At 70.9% G+C, this 21,812-nt stretch carries 18 protein-coding genes; 9 read left to right on the top strand and 9 right to left on the bottom strand.

What is annotated here, in order from left to right; genetic code table 11:
* The first annotated feature begins 75 nt into the window (after positions 1–75).
* From AB0E88_RS01645 to AB0E88_RS01630, 4 genes are all read left to right on the top strand, one after another.
* A complete protein-coding gene (locus AB0E88_RS01645; protein WP_361621991.1) occupies positions 76–1,062 on the top strand; it encodes an EamA family transporter in 987 nt (328 codons plus the stop codon).
* Positions 1,055–1,813 carry an alpha/beta fold hydrolase gene (locus AB0E88_RS01640; protein WP_361621988.1) on the top strand — a complete coding sequence of 253 codons (759 nt, stop codon included), beginning with the start codon at positions 1,055–1,057 and terminating at the stop codon, positions 1,811–1,813. Before AB0E88_RS01645 ends, AB0E88_RS01640 begins: the two co-directional genes overlap by 8 nt.
* A gap of 306 nt (positions 1,814–2,119) precedes the next feature.
* The gene (locus tag AB0E88_RS01635) at positions 2,120–3,379 is read left to right on the top strand and encodes an MFS transporter (RefSeq protein ID WP_361621985.1); all 1,260 of its coding nucleotides are present in this window, start codon (positions 2,120–2,122) and stop codon (positions 3,377–3,379) included.
* 296 nt (positions 3,380–3,675) lie between these two features.
* Positions 3,676–4,893 carry a hypothetical protein gene (locus AB0E88_RS01630; protein WP_361621982.1) on the top strand — a complete coding sequence of 406 codons (1,218 nt, stop codon included), beginning with the start codon at positions 3,676–3,678 and terminating at the stop codon, positions 4,891–4,893.
* 63 nt (positions 4,894–4,956) lie between these two features.
* Here AB0E88_RS01630 and AB0E88_RS01625 read toward each other — a convergent pair whose 3' ends face one another.
* Both AB0E88_RS01625 and AB0E88_RS01620 read right to left on the bottom strand, forming a co-directional pair.
* Positions 4,957–5,676: a DUF2625 domain-containing protein gene (locus AB0E88_RS01625; RefSeq protein ID WP_361621979.1), complete on the bottom strand. Its 720-nt coding sequence runs from the start codon at positions 5,674–5,676 to the stop codon at positions 4,957–4,959.
* A gap of 247 nt (positions 5,677–5,923) precedes the next feature.
* A complete protein-coding gene (locus AB0E88_RS01620) occupies positions 5,924–8,344 on the bottom strand; it encodes a M4 family metallopeptidase (protein ID WP_361621976.1) in 2,421 nt (806 codons plus the stop codon).
* Between the two features lie 155 nt (positions 8,345–8,499).
* On the opposite strand from AB0E88_RS01620, the gene AB0E88_RS01615 reads away from it, so the two are divergent.
* Positions 8,500–9,459 (top strand): LysR family transcriptional regulator, encoded by a 960-nt coding sequence (locus AB0E88_RS01615; protein WP_361621973.1) that lies wholly within the window; start codon positions 8,500–8,502, stop codon positions 9,457–9,459.
* Between the two features lie 614 nt (positions 9,460–10,073).
* Complete coding sequence (locus AB0E88_RS01610) at positions 10,074–13,112, top strand: carbohydrate binding domain-containing protein (RefSeq protein WP_361621970.1); 3,039 nt, start codon at positions 10,074–10,076, stop codon at positions 13,110–13,112.
* A 97-nt stretch (positions 13,113–13,209) separates the two neighbouring features.
* On the opposite strand, the gene AB0E88_RS01605 is transcribed toward AB0E88_RS01610, so the two are convergent.
* Complete coding sequence (locus tag AB0E88_RS01605; RefSeq protein ID WP_361621967.1) at positions 13,210–13,950, bottom strand: nucleotidyltransferase family protein; 741 nt, start codon at positions 13,948–13,950, stop codon at positions 13,210–13,212.
* A gap of 213 nt (positions 13,951–14,163) precedes the next feature.
* Here AB0E88_RS01605 and AB0E88_RS01600 point away from each other — a divergent pair, with 213 nt between their 5' ends.
* Positions 14,164–14,733 (top strand): hypothetical protein, encoded by a 570-nt coding sequence (locus tag AB0E88_RS01600; protein WP_361622305.1) that lies wholly within the window; start codon positions 14,164–14,166, stop codon positions 14,731–14,733.
* Between the two features lie 6 nt (positions 14,734–14,739).
* Positions 14,740–15,117 (top strand): peptidase inhibitor family I36 protein, encoded by a 378-nt coding sequence (locus AB0E88_RS01595; protein WP_361621964.1) that lies wholly within the window; start codon positions 14,740–14,742, stop codon positions 15,115–15,117.
* A gap of 130 nt (positions 15,118–15,247) precedes the next feature.
* Here the strand turns inward: AB0E88_RS01595 and AB0E88_RS01590 are convergent, their stop codons facing one another.
* Positions 15,248–16,888: a sulfatase-like hydrolase/transferase gene (locus tag AB0E88_RS01590; protein ID WP_361621961.1), complete on the bottom strand. Its 1,641-nt coding sequence runs from the start codon at positions 16,886–16,888 to the stop codon at positions 15,248–15,250.
* Positions 16,889–17,461: 573 nt separating this feature from the next.
* On the opposite strand from AB0E88_RS01590, the gene AB0E88_RS01585 reads away from it, so the two are divergent.
* The gene (locus AB0E88_RS01585) at positions 17,462–18,763 is read left to right on the top strand and encodes a cation:proton antiporter (RefSeq protein WP_361621958.1); all 1,302 of its coding nucleotides are present in this window, start codon (positions 17,462–17,464) and stop codon (positions 18,761–18,763) included.
* 130 nt (positions 18,764–18,893) lie between these two features.
* Here AB0E88_RS01585 and AB0E88_RS01580 read toward each other — a convergent pair whose 3' ends face one another.
* From AB0E88_RS01580 to AB0E88_RS01560, 5 genes are all read right to left on the bottom strand, one after another.
* A complete protein-coding gene (locus AB0E88_RS01580; protein ID WP_361621955.1) occupies positions 18,894–19,355 on the bottom strand; it encodes a hypothetical protein in 462 nt (153 codons plus the stop codon).
* Between the two features lie 296 nt (positions 19,356–19,651).
* Positions 19,652–20,020 carry a hypothetical protein gene (locus tag AB0E88_RS01575; RefSeq protein ID WP_361621952.1) on the bottom strand — a complete coding sequence of 123 codons (369 nt, stop codon included), beginning with the start codon at positions 20,018–20,020 and terminating at the stop codon, positions 19,652–19,654.
* A 224-nt stretch (positions 20,021–20,244) separates the two neighbouring features.
* Positions 20,245–20,625, bottom strand: coding sequence for a hypothetical protein (locus AB0E88_RS01570; RefSeq protein WP_361621949.1), 381 nt, complete (start codon positions 20,623–20,625; stop codon positions 20,245–20,247).
* Positions 20,618–20,878: a hypothetical protein gene (locus AB0E88_RS01565; RefSeq protein WP_361622302.1), complete on the bottom strand. Its 261-nt coding sequence runs from the start codon at positions 20,876–20,878 to the stop codon at positions 20,618–20,620. Before AB0E88_RS01565 ends, AB0E88_RS01570 begins: the two co-directional genes overlap by 8 nt.
* 68 nt (positions 20,879–20,946) lie before the next feature.
* Positions 20,947–21,777 (bottom strand): zinc-ribbon domain-containing protein, encoded by an 831-nt coding sequence (locus AB0E88_RS01560; protein ID WP_361621946.1) that lies wholly within the window; start codon positions 21,775–21,777, stop codon positions 20,947–20,949.
* Positions 21,778–21,812 lie beyond the last annotated feature (35 nt).

The following is a 21,812-nucleotide window of genomic DNA, read 5'->3' as shown; positions in this document are numbered from 1 at the left end:
CCCGGCGCGGAGCACACCGGCCCGCGCCGGGCGACCGGACCCGCAGACGAGTACGACGACAAGGGAAGAGCTTTCGTGAACATCGTGCTGTACGCCGTGATCGTGCTGTTCTGGGGCACGACGTGGATCGGCATCAAACTGCAGCTCGGCAGCGTGGATCCGGCGGTGTCGGTCGCGTACCGGTTCCTGCTGGCGGCTCTGTGCATGTTCGTGTGGACCACGGTCCGCCGGCTGCCGATGCGGTTCACGGCCCGCAGCCATCTGCGCTTCGCCCTCGTCGGCCTGCTGATGTACTCGACCAACTACGTGCTCTTCTACTACTGCTCGCAGCACCTCGTGTCGGGGCTGGTGTCGATCATCTTCTGCCTGTCGGTGGGCTTCAACATCGTCAACGGGCGCATCTTCCTCAAGCGGCCCATCTCCCGCACGGTCGTCCTCGGCGCGCTCGCCGGGCTGTGCGGTCTCGCCATGGTCTTCGCGGACGACATCGCCGGCACCGAGGCGGGCTCGGGGCTGGTGACCGGGCTGCTGCTCGGGCTCGGCGCGACGCTGCTGTTCTCCTTCGGCAACATCGCCTCCTCCTGGAACCAGGCCCGCGCCGGGCTGCCGGTCGTGCAGTCCACTGCCTGGAGCATGCTGTACGGCGGCCTGTTCACCAGCCTGGGCTGCCTGGTGGCGGGCAACTCCTTCACCGTCGAGCCCTCGTTCAAGTACGTGGCCGGTCTGGTGTACCTGTCGGTGTTCGGCTCGGCCATCGCCTTCGTCACCTATCTGACGCTGCTGGCCCGGATCGGTCCCGACCGGGCGGCCTTCGCGACCGTCGTCTTCCCGCTGGTGTCCCTGTCGCTGTCGACGATCTTCGAGGACTACCACTGGAGCCTGCTGGCCGTGCTGGGCGTCCTGGTGGTCCTGTCGGCCAACGCGGTCATCCTGGGCGGGCCGCACCTGAAGGCCGCCCTCGGCCGCCTCCGCCCGGCCGGCGCCGACGCGGGCGCGAACGGCGCTGCGGTGCCGGCGGGTGAGCAGGCCGCCGTACCCGAGAGCGGGCCGGGCCGTGGCTGACGGCCGGCCGGGCGCCGCCGGGCGCTACTACCTGCTGCCCTACGCGGGCGGCGGCGCCGGCGCCTACCGGCGGCTGACGGAGCGGTGGCCGGACACCGTCGAGGCCGTTCCGCTGGGCTGGCGGCCGGCCGAGTACCTCGGCACGGGCGGCATCCGCCGGCTGGCCGCCGACCTGGCGCGGCGGGTGGCCGAGGACGAGGCGCGCCGCCCGGCCGCGGGTTACGGCCTGTTCGGGCACAGCATGGGCGCGCTCGTCGCCTACGAGACCGCCGCCGCGCTGCTGGCCCTGGACTGCCCGCCGCCCGCGGTCCTCGTCGTCTCGGGCCGGGCGGCACCCCAGTACGGCTTCCGCCCCGCCGTCGACCCGGACGTACCGCAGAGCACGGCGGCGTACCTGCGCTCGTGCGGCGGTGACCTGGCGGCGGCCGCCGAGGACCCGGAGTTCGTGGACCTGGTACGGGAACGGCTGCGGGACGACGTCCTGCTCGGCGGGGAACACCTCCACCCGGACCGGCCGCCGCTGCCGCTGCCCCTCGTCGCCCTCGGAGGCCGCGACGACCCCCTCACCACACCGCGGGAGACGGAGGGCTGGCTGCGGCACAGCACCGATCCGGGCGGCCTGCACATCTACCCGGGCGGCCACTGGTTCCTGTGGGACCACGTGCCGGCGGTCGCGGACCGGCTGACGACGGAACTGCACACCCGCACGGAAGCGAACACCCCGGCCGGGGAGCCGCACCGGGGCGGGTGAGCCCGCGGCGACTACGGGGGTGGGGGCCCAGGGGATTCAACCCCGGGGCCCCCACGACTCTGCCGGGTCTTGCGCGAGTCGGTGTCGAACGGTTCGACGGCCGGTCGAAGCGGACCACCGCGGCGGCACCGCCTGCTGCCGGCGGCCGGCCCTCGACGACCGGCCGCACTGCGCGTCCGCCGAAACGGCGACCGAGACGCCGCGCACGTCCCACCGGCCTACCCCCCACCGAACCCGGTCCGGACCGCCGTTCCCGCCATGCCCGCAGCCCCCGCCCCCGCTCCCGCTCCCGCCCCGGAAGAGGACATGACCTCACACGCACCCTCCCACGCGACGGTCCCCATACCCGATGCCGCTTCGTCACAGCGCCGCACCCTTCGGGTCCTGGTCGCCGCGCAGATCCTCAGCGGCGCAGGTCTCGCCGCAGGCGTCACCGTAGGGGCCCTCCTCGCCCAGGACATGCTCGGCTCCACCAGCCTCGCCGGCCTGCCCAGCGCCCTGTTCACGGCCGGATCCGCGCTCGCCGCCGTCGCCGTCGGCCGCATCTCCCAGGCGAGAGGCCGCCGCCCCGGCCTCGCCACCGGCTACCTCACCGGCGCCATCGGCTCGGCCGGCGTCATCACCGCAGCCGTTCTGGACAACCCGGTCCTGCTGTTCCTCGCCCTGTTCGTCTACGGCGCCGGCACCGCCACCAACCTCCAGGCCCGCTACGCCGGAGCCGACCTCGCCGCCCCCGGCCACCGCGCCCGCGCGGTCTCCACCGTCCTGGTGGCCACCACCCTCGGCGGCGTCTCAGGACCCAACCTCGCCGCCCCCACCGGCCATGTCGCCGAGCACCTCGGCATCCCGAATCTTGCCGGGCCGTTCCTCCTCTCCGGCGCTGCCTATGCGTTGGCCGCGCTCGTCCTCGCCCTGTGGCTGCGGCCCGATCCGCTGCTCCTGGCCCGCTCCCTCGCCAACGCCGGCGAAGCCGACGCCGACCCGGCCGCCGCCCGGGCCACCGATGCGAACGAGGGTCGCACAGGCGTGGTCCTCGGCGCCCTGGTCATGATCCTCACCCAGCTCGTCATGGTCGCGATCATGACGATGACCCCGGTCCACATGCACGACCACGGACACGGCACCGCCGCCTCCGGTCTCGTCATCGCCCTCCACATCGGCGCCATGTACCTGCCCTCGCCCCTGACCGGCCGGCTCGTCGACCGCTACGGACGCATGACGGTAGCCGCCGTCTCCGGCATCACCCTGCTCGCCGCGGGTGTCCTGGCCGCCGCCGCGCCCGGCGACTCCGTCGCCCTCCTCGCCCTCGCCCTCGCCCTGCTCGGCCTGGGCTGGAACCTCGGCCTCGTCGCAGGCACCGCGATCATCACCGACACCGTGTCACTGGCCACCCGCGCCAAGACCCAGGGCCTGGTCGACGTCTCCATCGCCCTCGCCGGCGCAACCGGCGGCATGGCCTCCGGCATCATGGTCGCCGCCACCAGCTACCCCACCCTCGCCCTTTCCTGCGGCATCCTCTCCCTCGCCCTCCTACCCGCCGTCGCCGCCACCGCCCGCGTCCGCTGAGCACCACCAACGCCGGTACGCCTACGCCGGATGTCACCGTCACCGGCGCCGGACTGCTCTGCGCCACCCTCCTGCTGCACCTGCACGGAGGCGTTCCATCAGGCGTCCGGGAAACGGCCGAGTCGACGTTGCGCAGGGCCGGCAGTCGCCATGCCCGCGACGGCAAAGCCCGCCAGTGGCAGCGGCGTTGACGAGTCTCACCGATCAAGAGCGACCCACCGAAGATGTTCTTACCAGGTGGTGTTGTGATGGGCCGGGTGCGGATGGACGGTTGGCGGGTGAGGGAAGGACGGAACGTGTGGATCGGGCGTTACCGGGTGCGATGGCACATCGTGCTGCTCACCCTCTGGACGGCCGTGTGGTTCGTCGTGGCCGAGCGCCACGGAGGCGTGTCCTGGCACTACCTGCGCGAGGGCCAGGAACTGCTCTTCGGCCAGCAGCCCGGCGGTGGCCTCGCCCTCTACGCCAACCATCCCGACCTGCAGATCGGCCCCGTCAGCTTCGTCGTGGCCGGGCTCTTCTCACCGTTCCCGGCCGACGTCGGTGAGAAACTCGCCGACGCGTTCATGTCCGGCCTCGGCCTGTACATGCTCGTCCTGGTCGGGCGCGCGGCCGCCGACCACAACCGGGGCACCGGCCTCAACCACCGTCGACTGCAGCAGCGCGTCCTGATCGCGGGCACGGCCTTCATCCCCATGTGGGTGGAGGTCTCGGTCCGTTTCGCCCACCTCGACGACGTCCTGGCCCTGTTCTTCGCCACCTTCGCCGTCCGTGCGCTGGTGCGTGGCCGGGCGACGGCGGTGGGTGTGTTCCTGGCGCTGGCGGTGGACTCGAAACCCTGGGCGGTCGGCTTCCTGCCCCTGCTCCTGGCGCTGCCCCGCCCGGCCCGACTGCGCTCGGCGGGCTGGGCGTTCGCTCTGGTGGCAGTCGCATGGCTGCCCTTCTACCTCACCCACCTGGACACTCTGCACGCGGCCCGTTTCGCCATCCCCAACCGACCGGCGTCCGCGCTGCGCTGGTTCGGCGTCGACGACCCCGTGACCCCCTGGTGGGACCGCCCCGCCCAGATGGCTCTCGGCACCGCCCTGGGCACGCTCGCCGTACGGCGCAACCGCTGGCCGGCGGTGGTGTTCCTCGCCGTCGACGCACGCATCCTGCTCGACCCGAGCGTATACACGTACTACAACGCCTCGGTTCTGCTGGGCACCCTGATCTGGGACGCGATCGGTCAGCGCCGCCTGGTCCCGTGGGTCAGCTGGATCGCGCTGATCTCCCTCTACGGCAGCGCCCTGCTGGTCCCTTCGGACTCGGTACAGGGCTTCATCCGCCTCGCCTTCGGGATCGGCGCGGCGGCATACGTGCTGCTGTGGCCGCAACGTGCGCCGCGGGGCGGGCGGGGACACCGGTCTGGGGCCCACTGCACATCCAGTCCGGCCCGGTGCGGACAGCCGTATCAAGACGCTTCAGGCACCCTGCCCGACGCTCGATCCGTGGGAGATCCCTTGGCCTCGTGACAGACATGCCGACGCCGGACTCGGGCCCTGATCCGCTACCGCCGGCTGGATGGGGCGGCCGCTTCATACGGCGCCAAGAAAGCCCGGATCAACGCCATCGAACTGCCGGCATGAGTCCCGGGCGACCCCAAGCAACTCCCCCATGGAAACGGCGCGGCGGCTGGTCGCGGCGATGTCCTGGCGCGCCTCGCGAGACCACAGCGGTGGGAACAGCGACAGGCCCTGCTTACCGTTCAGCGTCCGGACCTCCTCGCGCCAGCCGGACCAGCGCAGGTCGGCATAGAACTCGTCGAGCGCCCCGGACACCAGCCAGGCCAGCCACGTCGAGTGACCGACACCCAAAGCCTCCCAGCGCAGGGAGTCCGGGGCGAAGTAGACGACCTCGCCGGGCCGGCCGGCACCGGCAGGAGCAGCACCGTTGAGAGCGAAGACGCCGCCCAGCACGTCGTGCGCCACCACCAGACCCGTCTCAGGCCGCCACACCGGATCGAACGCTTCGGGGAACCGATTCACGCGAGCCAGGCTCGGCACCCCGTGCGCAGCACCGCTCACGGGGCTGCCGAAGACCCGCAGCCATCCGCCGTCAACCAGCAGACCGCCGCAGTGCAGCGCCACCGCACCCAGATACGACCTGGCCGTGACCTGCAGCTGAAGGATCGACGCACTGCCCAGATCATCATCGAGCGGAAGTACCTCGACAGACACCGGACTCGTATCAAGTGTCTCCCTGAGCTCCGGCCAGGCCGGTTCCTCGACATCGATCAGCTGGCTCAACTCACGCATGCCCGCATCGTCGCACCCGCACTGTGCGTCCCCCTGGGCAGGTCACTTCGACGAGGGACATGATCCACGTCGATCCGGACGGCGCCGCTGTTCACTGATCTTGCTATCAACAGTCGAGCCATCAACAGGCTCGCCCCTGCCGGTCGGGACGGCCCTGTCTGTGGGTCCGGCAGAAGGCGGTCTGGCCGGTGTGGCATGGTTCCGCACGCCGGGGGCCGAGTGCGGAACCATGTCGGTGTGTTCGTGCTCAGCCGGTCGTCAGGGCGGTGTCGTCCACGACGAAGTCGGTCGCGAGGTAGGCGTCTTCGACTCCGGTGAACTTCAGGGTGACCGTCTGGCCCGCCAGCGAGGACAGGTCGAAGGACTTCTGGCTGTAGCCGGAGGCCGCGTCGGCGTTCGAGTACGTCGCCAGGGTCCTGGAACCGGCGGTCACCGTCAGCTTGTCGTACGCGGTGCTGCCGCTCTCCGCGGTGTCGATGTGCAGGTAGAAGGTCAGGGTCGCCTTGCAGCCCGCGGGGATCGTCACCGTCTGGGACAGCGTGTCGGTGTGCGCGGAGCCCCAGCCGTTGAGCCAGGCCGTCCAGGAGCCGCTGTGGGCCGGCTCGCGGCTGTCGTCGGTGATGACGGCGCTGTCGGTCCAGCCGGTGTCGCCGGACTCGAAGCCGGGGTTGGCCAGCAGCTGGGTCGAGGAGCAGCCTCCGCCGCCGGCGCTGACGGTCCAGGAGAAGGCCGCGGTGCCGGTGGCGCCGGTGGCGTCCTTCACGCTGACGGTGGTGCTGTAGGTCCCGGCCGCGGTGGGGGTACCGGAGATCAGGCCGGTGGAGGCGTTGACCGACAGGCCGGTGGGCAGGCCGGTGGCGCTGTAGGTCAGGGAGCCGCTGCTGGTGCTGGACGCCTGGATCTGGAGGCTGACCGCGGTGCCCACGAGGGAGGACTGGCTGCCTGGGTTGGTCACCGTCACGCCGCTGCTCGGCGGGGTGATGTGGCTGCCGACGTTGATGCCCGCGAAGGCGTTGCCGACCGCCGCGTACTGGACGGAGTTGGCGCCGTACAGTGCGGAGGCCGCGTTGAGGGCGGCGGTGCGGGCGCCGGCGTAGGTGGTGCTGGACGTCATGTACGTCGTCAGCGCCTTGTACCAGATCTTCAGGGCGGCGTCGCGGCCGATGCCGGTGACGGCGACACCGTCGGAGGTCGGGCTGTTGTAGGTGACGCCGTTGATCGTCTTGGTGCCGCTGCCCTCGGAGAGCAGGTAGAACATGTGGTTGGCCGGGCCCGAGGAGTAGTGCACGTCGAGGTTGCCGACCCCGGAGTACCAGCTGTCGGCCGAGTTGCCGTCCTTGCTGGGCTTGTCCATGTAGCGCAACGGGGTGCCGTCGCCCCGAAGGTCGACCTTCTCGCCGATGAGGTAGTCACCGGGGTCGGAGCCGTTGTTGGCGTAGAACTCCACGCCGGTGCCGAAGATGTCGGAGGTCGCTTCGTTGAGACCGCCGGACTCGCCGCTGTAGTTCAGGCCCGCGGTGTTGGAGGTGACGCCGTGGCTCATCTCGTGGCCGGCGATGTCCAGCGAGGTCAGCGGGGCGCCGTTCCCGGCGCCGTCGCCGTAGGTCATGCAGAAGCAGCTGTCGTCCCAGTACGCGTTGGCGTACGCGTTGCCGTAGTGGACGCGGGAGTACGCGGCGACCCCGTCGTTCTTGATGCCGCTGCGCCCGAAGGTGTCCTTGTAGAAGTCCCAGGTCTCCTGGGCGCCGTAGGCGGCGTCCGCGCCGGCCGTGGCGGCGTTGGAGTTGGTCCCGTCACCCCAGGTGTCGCTGCTCTGCGAGAACAGGGTGCCGGTGCCGGAGGAACCGTGGTTCAGGTTGTACGTCTTGTGACCGCCGCGCGTGGCGTCGGTCAGGGTGTACGACGAGCCCGACCGGGTCGTGGTCAGCGGGACCTGGCCGCTGTAGCGGGTGTTGCCGACGCCGGTGTCGATGCCCTGGTAGCGGTACAGCTCCTTGCCGGAGGGCGCGTCGGCGATGACGTGCAGCTTGCTCGGCGTGCCGTCGTCCTGGAAGCCGTCGATCACGGTCTCCCAGGCGAGTTTCGGGGTTCCGCTGCCGGCCCAGATCACCTTGCGGGCGCTGTCGGTGGCGGGCTTCGTGGCGCCCAGGGCTTCTGCGGACCTCAGCGCTTTGCTCTCGGCGGATGCCTTGGTGAGCGTCGCGGTGGTGGAGGGCACGGCGATCCGGTGGCGGTTGTTGTACGTGGCGCTCACGGTGCCGGCCGCCAGCGAGGCGGGTGGGACGTGCACGACGAGGTCGCCGCCGAGGACGGGCAGGCCGTCGTAGGTGCGCTCGTAGTGCGTGTGCAGCGTGCCGTCGGCGTCCTTGGTGACGTCCTTGACGACCAGTTTCTCCTTGGCGCCCAGGCCGAGGGTGCGGGCGGTGCCGGTCGTCGTGCCCTGGGCGCTGCGGATGAGGGCCTGGTGCTGGGCCGGACTGAGCCTGGCCTCCAGGGCGCCGTGGCGCAGTCCGTCGGGCCGGCTGTCGGCGGCGGCACGGAAGGTGCCGTTCGCGGCTGCCGCGGAGCCGCCCTCGGCTGCCGCGGCGGCGGTGCTCGCGAGGGCGCTCGCGAGGCCGGCCGTGAGTGCGAGTGCCGCGAGGGCCGCCGTGAGTCTGGTGGGGTGCACGTGTGCTCCACGTTCGTCGGGGGGTCGGTGGGATGCGGCCGAGTATGAGCGTGAGCATGACGAGAAAGGGACATCCCATCGGGCATAAGACCGGTGTTATGACCGGCACCGTCCGGACCGCTCCGGCTGCCCGTCGCCCTGCTTATGCTGGTGAAATGCAGTTGGAGTTGAGGCATCTCGAAGCTGTCCTGCGGATAGCGGAAGCGGGCAGTCTGGGCCGTGCGGCGGTGCGGCTCGGGGTGTCCCAGCCGGCCCTGTCCGCCCAACTGCGGCGTATCGAACGGGTAACCGGCGGAGAGCTGTTCGTCCGCGGCCGCAACGGCGTCGAACCCACGGAACTGGGTGAGTTCGTGCTGTCCGCCGCGCGCCGGGTGCTCGGCGAGATGGAGGCCCTGGCGGCCGGAACGAGAGCCGCCGCACCGCATCCGACACTGCGTCTCGGCTGCGTCCTGCTCGTCTTGGTGGACCGGTTGTTCGGGCACTTGGAGGAGGAGTTGCCCGACCATGAGATCGACGTCACCACCGAGCACTCGGCGACCACGCTCACCAGGATGCTCGGTGCCGGGAAGTACGACGCGATCCTGTACGGAGAAGTCGGCGACCACGAAGTGCCGCTCCCCGACGGCGTGGCCGCCCGCACCCTCGTCCCGAAGGAACCCGCCTGCGTGCGCCTGTCGGCCACCCACCCCCTGGCCGGGCAGGAGGAGATCGAGCTCGCCGACCTGGCGGGCGAAACCTGGACGCCGCTGACCGACGACGGCGACGGCGGTCCCGAGGCCATGACCGACGCCTGCCTCCGGGCCGGCTTCACGCCGAAACTGCGCTACCGGATCGCCGACCGCAAGATGCGCTGGGAACTGATCGCCGCCGGACGGGCCATCTCCATGTGCCAGCCCACCTCGCCGTATGTCGAGGGCACGGTCCTGCGCCCGCTGGCCGGCGACCCGCTCACCGAACGCATCCGGATCGCCTGGAACCGGGCCGCGCTTTCGCAACGGCGCGCCGACGCCCTGTACCGGGCGGCGGGACGGGCGTACCTCGACAGCGTTCCTCACAACGCCTTCTACCGCACGTGGTGGGAAGCCCGCCCCGAACTGCACCCGGTCCTCGACTGAGCGCATGCCGATCGATGCTGCCCGGCGGGAGGCGGGGCTGCGGCGACGGCCGGGAAGCGGCCAGGAGGAAGCGGCCAAAGAGGCGGGCCAGCACGCTGGATGAGCCTATGAGCGCTGCTCCTCGACGTCGCAAGGCGGATCGTCATCCCGGGCGCTGCCCCGCTTGGACGCGGGCGCGCCACGCGCTGCCACCTTCACCCCGGCGCCTCTCGAGCGCGTCCGTGTGACCTCCCCGCGGATCGGGACGAGGCTCAGCCGGGCCGACCGCCGTCAAGGGGCCCCGCGCGCTGGACGGGCGCCGAAAGTGCCACGTACAGGCCCCAGTTGGCCCACGGTCCTGGCGTCAGCCCGGCTTCTTCGCGAGGCGTTCCAGGTCCGCGCCGCCGATGCGCCCGAACTCTTTACGGCCCCGTAACGAGCGAGTATCTTCCCGGTGCGCAAGGAGTTGCAGCAATTTTCCGACATCCCTTTCAGGTCGGAGGCGCGCTGCATGCCGCGGTCCTGCGGCGCCACAGGGCCGTACGGCGGAGATCCACACGGGGTTCCCCTCGGCGGGGCCCCGCATGTCGGAGACCGCGGCCGCCGGCCGCGGCGCACCCCTTGGAGGGTTCGTGGTGAGACGCACCCCGGCCTGGCGGCCAAGACGCCCCTGGGCGGCACTGGCCGCTGTGGCGGTATTGATCAGCCTTCTGTCAGCCCTGCCCGGCGCCGGCCGTACGGCGAACGCGGCGCCGGCCGCAGCCGAGGCCGGCAACACGGCCACGGTGTTCTACTACACGAAGACCCGCAACTGGCCGCAGTACTACCTGCATTACGCGCCCGACGGGTCCGCTTGGACCTCGGTGCCCGGCACCGCGATGGACGCCGGCTGCACGGACTGGGTGAAGAAGACCGTCAGCCTCGGCGCGGCCACCTCCTGGCAGGCCACGTTCAACAACGGCAGCGGCACCTGGGACAACAACGGCGGCAAGAACTACGCCCTGGGCACCGGCACCATCACCGTCAAGGACGGCGTCATAGCCCACAGCGATCCGTGCGGCGGCAGCGGCGGCACCGACCCGTCGCCCTCACCCACTCCCACCTCCGGTACGACCAGCGCGACCGTCTTCTACTCCGCGCAGACCGTGGGCTGGAGCACCGTCAACCTGCACTACGCCCCCACCGGCGGCGCCTGGACGTCCGTGCCGGGCGTCGGGATGGAGCAGGCGTGCCCGGGATGGTTCAAGAAGACCGTCGACCTGGGCGGCGCGGCCGGGCTGGCCGCGACCTTCAACAACGGAAACGGCACCTGGGACAACAACAACGGCGCCAACTACGCCCTGCCCACCGGCGTCAGCACCGTGAAGGACAGGACGGTCACCAAGAACGCCACCGACCCGTGCGCGTCCCACCAGCCGGACACCACGGCGCCGACCGTCCCCACCGCCGTCAAGGCCACGGCCACGGACACGTCGATCGTCCTCACCTGGGATCCCTCCACCGACGACACGGCCGTCACCGGCTACCAGGTGACCCGCACGGGCGGCTCCAAGGGCAGCCAGGTCACCAGCGTCGGGTCCACCGTGCTCAGCGAATCGGGCCTGGAGCCGAACACCGCGTACACCTACACCGTCAAGGCACTCGACGCGGCCGGCAACGTCTCCGCCGCATCCTCCGCCGCGACCGCCACCACCGGTCAGGCGCCGCCGCCGGCCAAGCCGGGCACCATGCTCGGCGGCGACCCGCGCAAGGACCCGATCTACTTCGTGCTGACCGCCCGCTTCTACGACGGCGACAGCAGCAACAACCGCGGCGGCAACCAGGACGTCAAGTCCGGGAACGCCGCCAACCACGACCCGATGTTCCGCGGTGACTTCAAGGGCCTGGTGCAGAAGCTGGACTACATCAAGGCCCTCGGCTTCTCCGCCGTATGGATCACGCCCGTGGTCCTCAACCGCTCCGACTACGACTACCACGGCTACCACGGCTGGGACTTCTACAAGGTCGACCCCCGCCTGGAGTCCGCGGGCGCCTCCTACCAGGACCTGATCAACGCCGCCCACGCCAAGGGCATGAAGATCTACCAGGACGTCGTCTACAACCACAGCTCGCGGTGGGGCGCCAAGGGCCTGTTCGTCCCCACCGTCTACGGCGCGCGCGACTCCCAGTGGTCCTGGTACTACGACGAGAAGCAGCCCGGCTTCGAGTACGACGGCCTGACCGTCGAGCCCAAGTCCGGCAAGTCGTACTACAACGGCGACCTGTGGTCCACCGCCGAACCGTCCGGCAACACCTGCCTGAACTGGGGCAAGCCCAACGGGTACAAGTCCCCCGAGGGCTACACCCTCTACAACTGCCAGTGGCCGAGCCCCACCAGCGGCATGTTCCCGTCGAAGTACTACCACCAGTGCTGGATCGGCAACTGGGAGGGCGAGGACTCCCGCTCCTGCTGGCTCGCCGACGACCTCGCCGACTTCAACACCGAGAACCCCGCGGTGCAGAACTACCTCATCGGCGCCTACGACAAGTACATCGACATGGGCGTCGACGGATTCCGCGTCGACACCGCCGTCCACATCCCCCGCGTCACCTGGAACCGCCGCTTCCTGCCCGCCATCCAGCAGCGCGTCGCCCAGGACTGGGGACCGGACAAGGCACAGGACTTCTTCGTCTTCGGTGAGGTCGCCGCCTTCGTCAACGACAAGTGGAACCGCGGCTCGGTCAACCACTCCGCGCAGTTCTACACCTGGAAGGAACGCAAGGAGTACACCGACGACGACGTCCAGGCCGCCCTCGACCAGTACACCTACGAGGAGCAGCTCGGCACGGGCAACCAGCCCACCTCCACCAACGCCTTCCTCAACGGCAACACCTACCACGCCCCCGACCACTCGAAGTTCTCCGGCATGAACATCATCGACATGCGCATGCACATGAACTTCGGCGACGCGCACAACGCCTTCAACAACGGCAAGGACTCCGACGACTCCACCAACGACGCCACCTACAACGTCGTCTACGTCGACAGCCACGACTACGGGCCCAACAAGTCCAGCGTGCGCTACACCGGCGGTCAGGACGCCTGGGCCGAGAACATGGCCCTGATGTGGACCTTCCGCGGCATCCCCACCCTGTACTACGGCTCGGAGATCCAGTTCCAGGCCGGCAAGACCATCGACTGCGGCCCCAGTTGCCCGCTGGCCACCACCGGCCGCGCCTACTACGGCGACCACCTCGAGGGCACCGTCACCGCAGCCGACTTCTCCCGGACGGCGAGCGCCACGGGTGAGGTCGCCACCACCCTGGCCCAACCTCTGGTCAAGCACCTCCAGCGGCTCAACCAGATCCGCCGCGCCATCCCGGCCCTGCAAATGGGCCAGTACTCCACCGACGGCGTCTCGGGCGGCGGCATGAACTTCAAGCGCCGCTACACCGACGCCGCCACCGGGACCGACAGCTTCGCCCTGGTCGCCGTCACCGACGGCGCCACCTACACGGGCATCCCCAACGGCACCTACAAGGACGCCGTCACGGGCGACGTCCGGCAGGTCACCGACGGCACCCTCACCATCGGCGCCCCCGGCAAGGGCAACCTGCGCGTCTACGTCCTCGACCTCGGCGGCAAGAACGCCGCACCGGGCAAGATCGGCACCGACGGCCCCTACCTCAAGTAGCCCGGCCCCGCCTCGGCCGGTTCCTGACGCAGCTCCGTCAGGAACCGGCCGTCCGCACCGTGCACCTCCCCGCACTCCCGGAGTCCGCGCCCACGCCTCAGCCCCGGCCAGCGATCTCACGTTCGACGTCATGCACGTCGCGCGGCGTGTTGATGGCCCGCCAGGGGTTGTCGACCGGGTAGCCCATCAGTTGCTGCGTGCGGATCAGCATGGGGAATGTGGTCGTCTCATGGTCTCCTTCGTTCGGCAGCATCTCCTTGACGGGGGGTTCGAAGACGAAGACGCCGCCGTTGACCCGTAGCGGGGCAGGCTCCTGCGAGGCGAGTGCGGTCACCCGGCCCAGTTCGTCGCAGTCGGCTCTGCCCCTGGGCAGCCAGGGCCGCGGAAGGGCGACCGTGGCCAGCGCGCCGTGCCGCCGGTGGTGAGCGAACATGGCGGTGAGCGGGAACCGGGTCCAGATGTCCCCGTACACCGCCAGCCATGGTTCGTCGGACCGCTCCAGCGCAGCGGCGGCCAGCTTCAGACCCCCGCCCCGGCCCAGAGGCTTCGTCTCCACCACCACGTCCGTGCGAACGGGCGACGGACAAGCCTGAAGGTAATCACTGATCACCTGTGCGCGGTGGCCTGCGGAGATGACGACCCGTTCCACTCCCGACTCGGCGAACCAGTCGAGTTGGTGACGCAGGATCGGTGTGCCGTGCACCTCGACCATCGGCTTCGGCCTGGTCGACGTGAGCGGCCGCATCCGGCTCCCGACGCCACCGGCCAGGATCACCGCCTGGCGCACCACACCGAGGCCGGCACGCTCACCATCCACGCCATCAGTCAGTAGCCACATGATCACAGACCGTACAACACGACAGCCGACTGGTGTGGTGGCTTCTCCCGCCGGGCGGCCGGCGCCTCGGCTCGGGGCAGGGGCCGGGCCTGCGCCGGTCCGGCGCAGCCGTCGCCGTGCCCTCAGCCTTGATTGATCGTTTGGACTGGCGTGACGATCAGTGCTGCTCGGGTGCAGGCGGTGAAGGGGGCGACCGTTGGTGCCGTGCTGGCGATGGTCCTCGCCGGAGGCTGCACAGCGGCGTCACGGCCGACGCTGCCCACCTCGGAGCAGGGCCGTAGCGACCTGATCAAAGCGGCCCAACTGACGCTCGTGAAACGGTGCCTGACGTCCCGTGGTGCTGCCGGGCCACCCCCGGACGAGAAGGCGCTCTTCGGTACAGGACCGGCCGAACTGTCGCTCACTCTCGCCACCGGCTATACCGTCCGCGCGCACACGGACGGCTGCCTTGCCCAGGCACAGCGTTTCCTCTACGGCGACCAGGCCCGCTGGTTCCGTGCCGAGGTCACCGTCGACAATCTTCGCGCCGAGGCCGAGGCCCGGCTCGGGAAGGACCCGGCTTACCGGGCGGCACTCGCTCGCCGGGCCGCCTGCCCCGACGGGGACACCCGCTGTGTGCGCGCCAGCGGCCTGGACGAACTGCGGGCCCGGCTGGAGCCCGCCCAGCTCGCCGAGGTCCGTGCCGCGCACCGGAACGAGATCACCACCTACCGCCGGCTCCGCGACCACGCACTGCGCCGCGCGGCCGACTTGCCGGCGGACCCCCCACCAGAAAGGCCATGACCCCTCATGATGAAGAACAGGCTGCTCACCGTCGCCACCGCAGCACTTCTCCTCCTCGCAGGCGGCCTCGCCGCAGCCGGACCCGCCGGCGCGGCCGACTGCCCCAGCGGCGAGTTCTGCGCGTGGACGGCAGCCGACTTCCAGGGCCAGCGGGCCGATTGGTCCGGCGACGACGACGGATGGGAGTCCTACATCGCTGACCAGGACTCCTCCTGGGCCAACCACGCCATTTCAGGCCCGGGCACCAAGGACCACGTGCAGGTCTACTCCCAGGCCGACCTGGGCGGTCGGATGACGATCTGCCTCGCCCCCGGCCAGGAGGTCGACCACAACAGCGCCGCCGATGACAGCGGCGCTTCCCACACATGGGCCATGAGCTGCTGAATACGTGTCGCATGGGCCACCGTTCCCCGCCGGGCACTGCCCGGTGGGGAACGGGTCAGCCGGGCACTGTCCGGCGGACGGTCAACGAAGCCACAGCCGGAGTCGTGGCGACGAAGGCGTCCGGTGGGGGTCAGCGTCCCTGCGCGGTGAGTGTCCCGGGTCGGTGGTCGTCACCGTGCCAGGTGGGCCAGCCGAGCAGGCGTGGGCGTTCGGTGACCCAGGCGCGGGTGTCGGGACCGATCTCGGCGTCGATGAGGTCCTCCAACCGGGCGCGGTAGCGCTCGACCAGGTCCCGGTGGGCAGGGTCGGCGGCCAGGTTGTGCGTCTCGGCGGGGTCCTGGTCGCGGTCGTAGAGGACGACGTCGTTGTCGGCCAGGAGGGCGTCGGTGCTCGCGGGGCGGTTGGGGTTCAGAGGGGAGAAGTAGCGGCCGAAGGTGTAGCGGTGGTCGCTGTAGCTGCGCAGGAAGCCGCGCTTGTTCCAGTCGGGACGCAGGTCGCCGGAGGCGACGCGCTGGGGTGCGGCGGGGTCGGCGAACTCGAACCAGAAGGAGGCGTCCAGCGTCGTGATCGACTCCACGGCGTTCAGGACCCCCTCACGCACCGGCCGGCCGTGCAGCACCGGCGTCAGCGATTTCCCCTTGAGAGCGGGATGGCGGGTGGCGGTCTGCGCCGCGTCCAGTCCGGCGAACTCCAGCAGGGTGGGCGCGATGTCGACGGAGGAGGCGAGGGCTTCGGTGCGGGCTCCGCCGGTCACGTCGGGGTGGGCGATCATGAAGGGGACGTGGAAGTTCTCGTCGTAGACGAGGTTGCCCTTCTGGCGCAGGCCGTGGGAGCCGGCCATCTCGCCGTGGTCGGAGGTGAAGACCACGACCGTCCGGTCCGCCTGACCGGAGGCTTCCAGCGCGTCCAGGACGAGTTCGACGCTGCGGTCCACGTCGCGGATGGCGTTGAGGTAGAAGTTGAGGCCGTCATACCAGTGCTGGTCGTCCGCGACCGGACCGAAGACCGTGTCGATCATCCGCGCGTACTCGGCGATCGCCGGGGCGGCGCCCGTCAGGTCGTCGTGGAGACTGGCGGGCAGGTCGAAGTCCCAGCGGCGCTGGTAGACGGGGATGTTCGCGGCCGCTCGGGTGACCACGGCGTGGGCGAGACCGAACGGAAGCTGGACCTGGGGGCGGCCGCCGTAGTCGAAGCTCATGATGTCGTGGGGGTTGACGAAGTTGACGGCCATGAACCACGGCTGGTCCTCGCTGACGACCGGCGCGCGGTTGCGCAGCCACTTCACCGCCTGCCCCGCGATCACCGGGTCGAGTTTCAGGCCGGCCCAGGCGCCGCCGTCGATGTCGCCCCAGTCGTTGAACTCGCTGAACCCGTACGGTTCCAGGGCGTCGGTGGTGGGTCCGGGGTTCTCCGCGGTGACGTAGCAGTTCGACAGGTGCCACTTGCCCTGGTAGGTGGTGTAGTAGCCGGCCTGGCGCAGCATGGTGCCGAGGGTGCCCAGCTGGGGGTCCAGGGGACGGATGTAGGGCATGTTGTCGTTGTCGTAGATCTCGGTGATCGGCACGTGCCGGCCGGTGTAGATGGCCGATCGGGCGGAGCTGCACTGCGCGGAGGCGGTGTAGTAGCGCTCGAACGTGGTCCCCCGTTCCGCGATCCGTTCCCGGGCCGGCAACAAGTACCCCTGGGGCCGGGGAAGGGCGGCGCGTTCTTCGTCGGTGACGATCAGCAGGATGTTGGGGCGCTCGGTCATGCCCTGCCCTTCGCTCGTCACGCGCCGACGGTGATCGGATGGTGGTCGACCGCCGCGCGCGGACCGGTACGGATGCTGTCGAATCTAGGGCGGGCAGCCGGCCCGGGCCGCCCAGGACACGGCCGGCCGCCGCCGGATGAGTGATCGCCTCGTCCGCGGGAGTTCAGGTGGGTCCCCCGCGCACGAAGCCGGTGTGGTGCTCGCCCCGTTGGCAGGTGAGCCACTCCAGCCGCTCGTCTGGGTGGTACCGGCGCGCTCGGACACGTGAGCTGACCCTCCCGAAGGACGCCGTCGTCCCCACCCCGGCACGACAGGCGTTCATCCGACCGGGTGGGGCACGGCCGGTCCCGGTCGCAGGAAGGGCCCCGGCCGCTCGGCGGCAAGGGTGTACGAGCCCCCGGGACGACGCGTCCGCGACGTGAGGTGGTCGGCGGGCCGTCTCGTGTCGTTGACGGCGGGCACGCCCGGGGTGGCGCACAGTGGGCGGACGAGATCGCCGCTTGGAAGCGACGGGACACCGATGACCGTGACCACCGGGAGCCGACCGCCCCGACCGGCGCCTCCGGCCACACCCGCCCACCGCGGGGGCCGGCCGTGAGCGGCAGTGGCTGGACCGTCGCGGCGGTCTCCGCGATCGCCGCCGGCTACGCACTCGCCTCCCGGCGGCTGGCCACCTCGCCGGTGTCCGCCGCGATGGTCTTCGTCGGCGCCGGTATCGCCATCGGCCCCGTCGGTCTGGGCCTGATCAGCCTGCACCAGGACGCCGGACCGCTGCGCACCCTGGTGGAAGCGGCACTGACCCTGGTGCTGTTCACCGACGCCACCAGCGTGCGCCCGGCGGACCTGCGCAGCGGCGGCGCGCTGCCGGGGCGGCTGCTGTCGGTCGGACTGGTGGTGACCATCGGCGTGGGATGGCTGCTGGCCTGGCCGCTCCTGCCGGGCCTGACCGTGTGGGAACTCGCGCTGGTCGCCGCGATCCTCGCCCCCACCGATGCCGCCCTGGGCAAGAGCGCCATCTCCGACCCTCGCGTGCCCGGCCTGGTCCGGCAGACCCTCAATGTGGAGAGCGGACTCAACGACGGTCTGGTCCTGCCCTTCTTCGTGCTCTTCCTCGCCGCCATCCCCCACACCTCCTACGCCCACCAGGGGATGGCCGACACGTTCTGGCGCTCCTTGCTGCTCAGCCCCGCTCTCGGTCTCGCCGTCGGCGGCCTCGGCGGTCTGCTGCTGCACCTGTCGCTCCGGCACGACTGGGTCGCCCCGGAGTGGCGCCCCGTCTACGTGCTCGCCGCGGCCGCCGCCGCCTACGCCCTGGCCGCCGTCACCCACGGAAGCGGCTTCATCGGCGCCTGGGTGGCCGGCTTCGCCTTCGCCTACGCCCTGCGCCGAGGCGAACACCCCCGGCACGTGGTGGCTGACACCACCGAACTGGCCGAAGACCTCGGCGGCCTGCTGGCCATGCTGAGTCTGCTGCTCTTCGGCGCCGTCCTGCTCGGCCCGGCCCTGCAGCACCTCAGCTGGCGGATCGTCGGATACGCCGTGCTGAGCCTGACCGTGGTGCGGATGCTCCCCGTCGCACTCGCCCTGACCGGAAGCAGACTCAAAGCGGCGACCGTGGCCTACATCGGCTGGTTCGGCCCACGCGGCCTCGCCTCGGTCGTGTTCGCCCTCCTGGTCGCCGAGGAGCACCTCCACGGCGCGGACCTGATCAGCCGCGTCGTCGCGATCACCGTGGCGCTCAGTGTGCTGCTCCACGGAGCGACGGCCGCGGCTTTCGCCGCCCGCTACGGACACTGGTACGAGCAGGCCGTCGCAACCACGCCCGACCTGCGCGAACGCACCACCACGCCGGTCACATCACGCCGCCGCCGATTCCACTCGGCGGCAACCGACTGAAGTACCAACTGACCGGCGGCCCGGGCCGTGCCTGGGGCGATGACCCGGCCGTCCCCGTCCAGCGCCCTCGTGCGCTCCGCCGGCACAAGGGGCGGGTGCGGCGCCTCGTTCAGGGCGCCGGCACGGCATGTCAGGTCTGGCACTGGGAGGTGGCGGCGTGGGACCAGTTGCTCCAGGCGCCTCCTGCCGGCCGGACGTGGACGCGGACCGTGATCTTCGCGTTGACGACGAAGCAGACGCGGGTGGAGGCGGCGATTTCGATGGGGCCGACGGTCGAGCGGCGCTGGACGAGGGTGCGGCCGTTGCCCATCTTCATCCAGTCGTTGCCGTCACCGGCGACGTGGAGGAAGGCTTCGTACTCCACGTAGGTGGCGCGGGCGCGGGTGTTGGTGATGACGGTGTGGGCGGTGATGTCGCGGAAGAAGATCTTTCCTTCCTTGAACTTCTCGGCTTTGATGCAGCCGTTGGCGGCGATGCCCTGAGTGGAGACGGAGCCGCCGCAGGCGATGGCGGCGGCGTGGGCGTCGGCGGTGGGGATGAGGACGGCGAGGGCGGTGGCGGCGGTGAGGGCCGCGGTCTGTCGCAGGCGCATGGACTGTCCTTGTCTCTCGGCGGCCTGAGGCTAGCCGGGAGCGGGGTGGGAGCGTGTCATCTCCGCGAGCTTTTCCCCCCGATGGCCTCCGCAGGCGCGAACATCGGCAGTCGTTCCACCGCGCGGACGCTCGTTGCGTCGATCGCGCATTGCGACCAGCGGCACATGCAGCCCGACTCGCTGCTGACGGCTGCTCACGCGAAGCGCTCGGCCGGGGAACCCCAGCCGAGCGGCACCGTTGAGGTGAGAGACGTGCTTCCGAGGCCGCCTCGATCAGCGGCGCCCGTGTGGGCGGTTCAGCACTGAGGCAGCAGGTCCTGAGCGCGCCAGAAATCCGCGTCCGACAAATTGACCATGTTGACGTACACGTTGGTGTGGCCGGTGTCGTCATCGGTGCGCAGCCAGGCACCGGAGACATGGCCGTTGTTCGAGTACCAGTCGCCGGCGGTCCAGCAGTAGAAGTAGTTGCGTCCTGCGTAGAGGGTTCCCGCGTGGCTGTGCAAGTTGGGCTGGTAGTGGGTCCACTGGGTGACGGATGTCGTGAGATAGACCTTGCTTCGCGCCTGGGCGGAGGCCGCCTGTGCGGGACTGGTGCAGGCGATACCCACCAGACCTGTCGCTGCGAGCACGCCGATGACGCTGTTGCGGAGCCGATGCTTGCGCACGTTCTGATTCTCCCTGGATAGCTCTGTGTTGCGACGTCATGTGTAAGCGATGTCCATGAGAGCTGATCGGTTCCACACCGGAGGAGGTTCCTCGGCCTGCCCCTGCCCGCCCCCGCCCACCCTGCGTTGGCTCGACGGGGCCGAAGCCGTTTGCGTCCGTCGGCGTCGGCTCGAAATCGAGGGCCGAGGCCATAGCGGCGCCGGCGGGTGATCGGGGTTCGGTCTCAGGGCCGCAGGTCGAGGACGCGGACCGGTTCACCGACCCATCGGTCGGGGGCCGTGGTGGCGATGATCGCCCCGTCGGGGCGGTCGGGAGTCGGCTGCGCCGCGTACTGGCAGTGTGCCGCCGCCCAGGTGTCGTGCCGGGCCACGGCGAGGGCGGCCGGGAGGTCCAGGTCGAGCACCGTGATGCCCGGCAGTGCGGCCAGGTGTTCCGCCGTGCCCGGCCGGACACGGTCCGCTTCGACGAGTGCGCAGGTGGGGGCGTACAGGTACCAACCGGCCTGGGCGTGGGCGCGGTGGATGAGGCGGGAGGCGAGAACGTTGCCCTGGCCGGCCGCGGCCATCGCGGTGTCGTCCAGGACGACATGCATGGCGTCACTCACCGGCGGCCGCCCGGGCCAGGCGGCGGTCCAGCTCGCTGTCGAGGTCCCGTTCCTCGGCGAGGGTGGGCGCGTAGCCGTTCCACTCCTTCAGCGCCGCCCGGGCCTGTGCCGCCCGCGCGGCACGCTCGTCCGGGGTCAGAAGGGTTTCGGCCAGCCGGGCCAGGTAGGCGCGCAGCGACATGCCCTCCGCTGCGGCGATGGCGGCGAGCCGGTCGCGGGCTTCCTCGGGAATGCGGACATTGGCGTCAGGCATCATCGGGCTCCCTCCCTGCGCACAGGATACGGGTACGTACCCGTACCCATACTAGCGAAAGCGCCGGGTCAGGCGCGCTGGAAGAACTCCACCTCCGCGAGGGCGAGCCGGCGACCCGCCGTCAGGCCGGCCGGGGAGCGCAGGGTGAGGCTGATCGTGTGGACGTCGCTCAATCCGGTGGGGAAGGTCTGCGGGCCCGGCTTGTCGGCCAGGGTGAGTTCGCTGCGGTGCTCCTCGCCGTCGCCGGTCGTCACCACGAGGTCCATGCGCAGGGCGCGCGCCTGCCCGGCGTACTCCTGCGGGTCCGTGGAGGAACCGTTGGTGATGATGACGTCGACCAGCCGGAAGGGCGTGTCGAAGGTGTACGTCACCGTCGCGCCGGCCGCGGGTGCGGCCCAGTAGCTGTTGCTCACGCCGTCGGTGGTGTTCGTCGCCGGATGCCCCGGCGACCCAGCGCTCGCCGTCGTCCGCGCCGGGGTGACCTGCCGGGCGTCGCCCAGCTTGTCCCGCGTGTCCTCGAACAGGGCCCGTCCGGCCGGGAGCAGCAGGAACCCGCCGACGCACAGGGCCAGGACCACGCCCAGGATCACCAGCAGCCGCACCGCCCTGCCCGAACCCGACCGCACCCCGCGGCGGAACGGCCACACGGTCCGCCACCAGGGCAGTGCCTCGGGCGGTGCGACGGGGTCCAGCGGGGCCGCGCAGCGCCGGCAGAAGCGGCGGCCGGGTGGATTGGGCACCCCGCAGGAGGGGCAGGGCGGCCCCGTCACGTCGTCGTCGGCCGCCGCCACCGGCCGTACGACGGGACGGGGGGCCACCGGTTTGGCGGGGAGCACCGGCTGGACCGGGGCGGGGGCCGGGTCGGAAACGGGCGCGGGCGTGGGCGTGCTGGGTGTCACGGGGCGCTGGGCGGGGGGCGCGGGCGTGCTGGGTG

This window comes from Streptomyces sp. NPDC028635 (genome assembly GCF_040637635.1).
Lineage (GTDB): Bacteria > Actinomycetota > Actinomycetes > Streptomycetales > Streptomycetaceae > Streptomyces.
This window is presented reverse-complemented; position numbering and strand designations above follow the sequence as displayed.

Coding starts and splice junctions, on each gene's coding strand:
- AB0E88_RS01635 (WP_361621985.1), top strand. CDS start 2,120: ATGACCTCACACGCACCCTCCCACGCGACGGTCCCCATACCCGATGCC.
- AB0E88_RS01615 (WP_361621973.1), top strand. CDS start 8,500: ATGCAGTTGGAGTTGAGGCATCTCGAAGCTGTCCTGCGGATAGCGGAA.
- AB0E88_RS01625 (WP_361621979.1), bottom strand. CDS start 5,676: ATGCGTGAGTTGAGCCAGCTGATCGATGTCGAGGAACCGGCCTGGCCG.
- AB0E88_RS01605 (WP_361621967.1), bottom strand. CDS start 13,950: ATGTGGCTACTGACTGATGGCGTGGATGGTGAGCGTGCCGGCCTCGGT.
- AB0E88_RS01595 (WP_361621964.1), top strand. CDS start 14,740: ATGATGAAGAACAGGCTGCTCACCGTCGCCACCGCAGCACTTCTCCTC.
- AB0E88_RS01565 (WP_361622302.1), bottom strand. CDS start 20,878: ATGCCTGACGCCAATGTCCGCATTCCCGAGGAAGCCCGCGACCGGCTC.
- AB0E88_RS01600 (WP_361622305.1), top strand. CDS start 14,164: ATGGTCCTCGCCGGAGGCTGCACAGCGGCGTCACGGCCGACGCTGCCC.
- AB0E88_RS01580 (WP_361621955.1), bottom strand. CDS start 19,355: ATGCGCCTGCGACAGACCGCGGCCCTCACCGCCGCCACCGCCCTCGCC.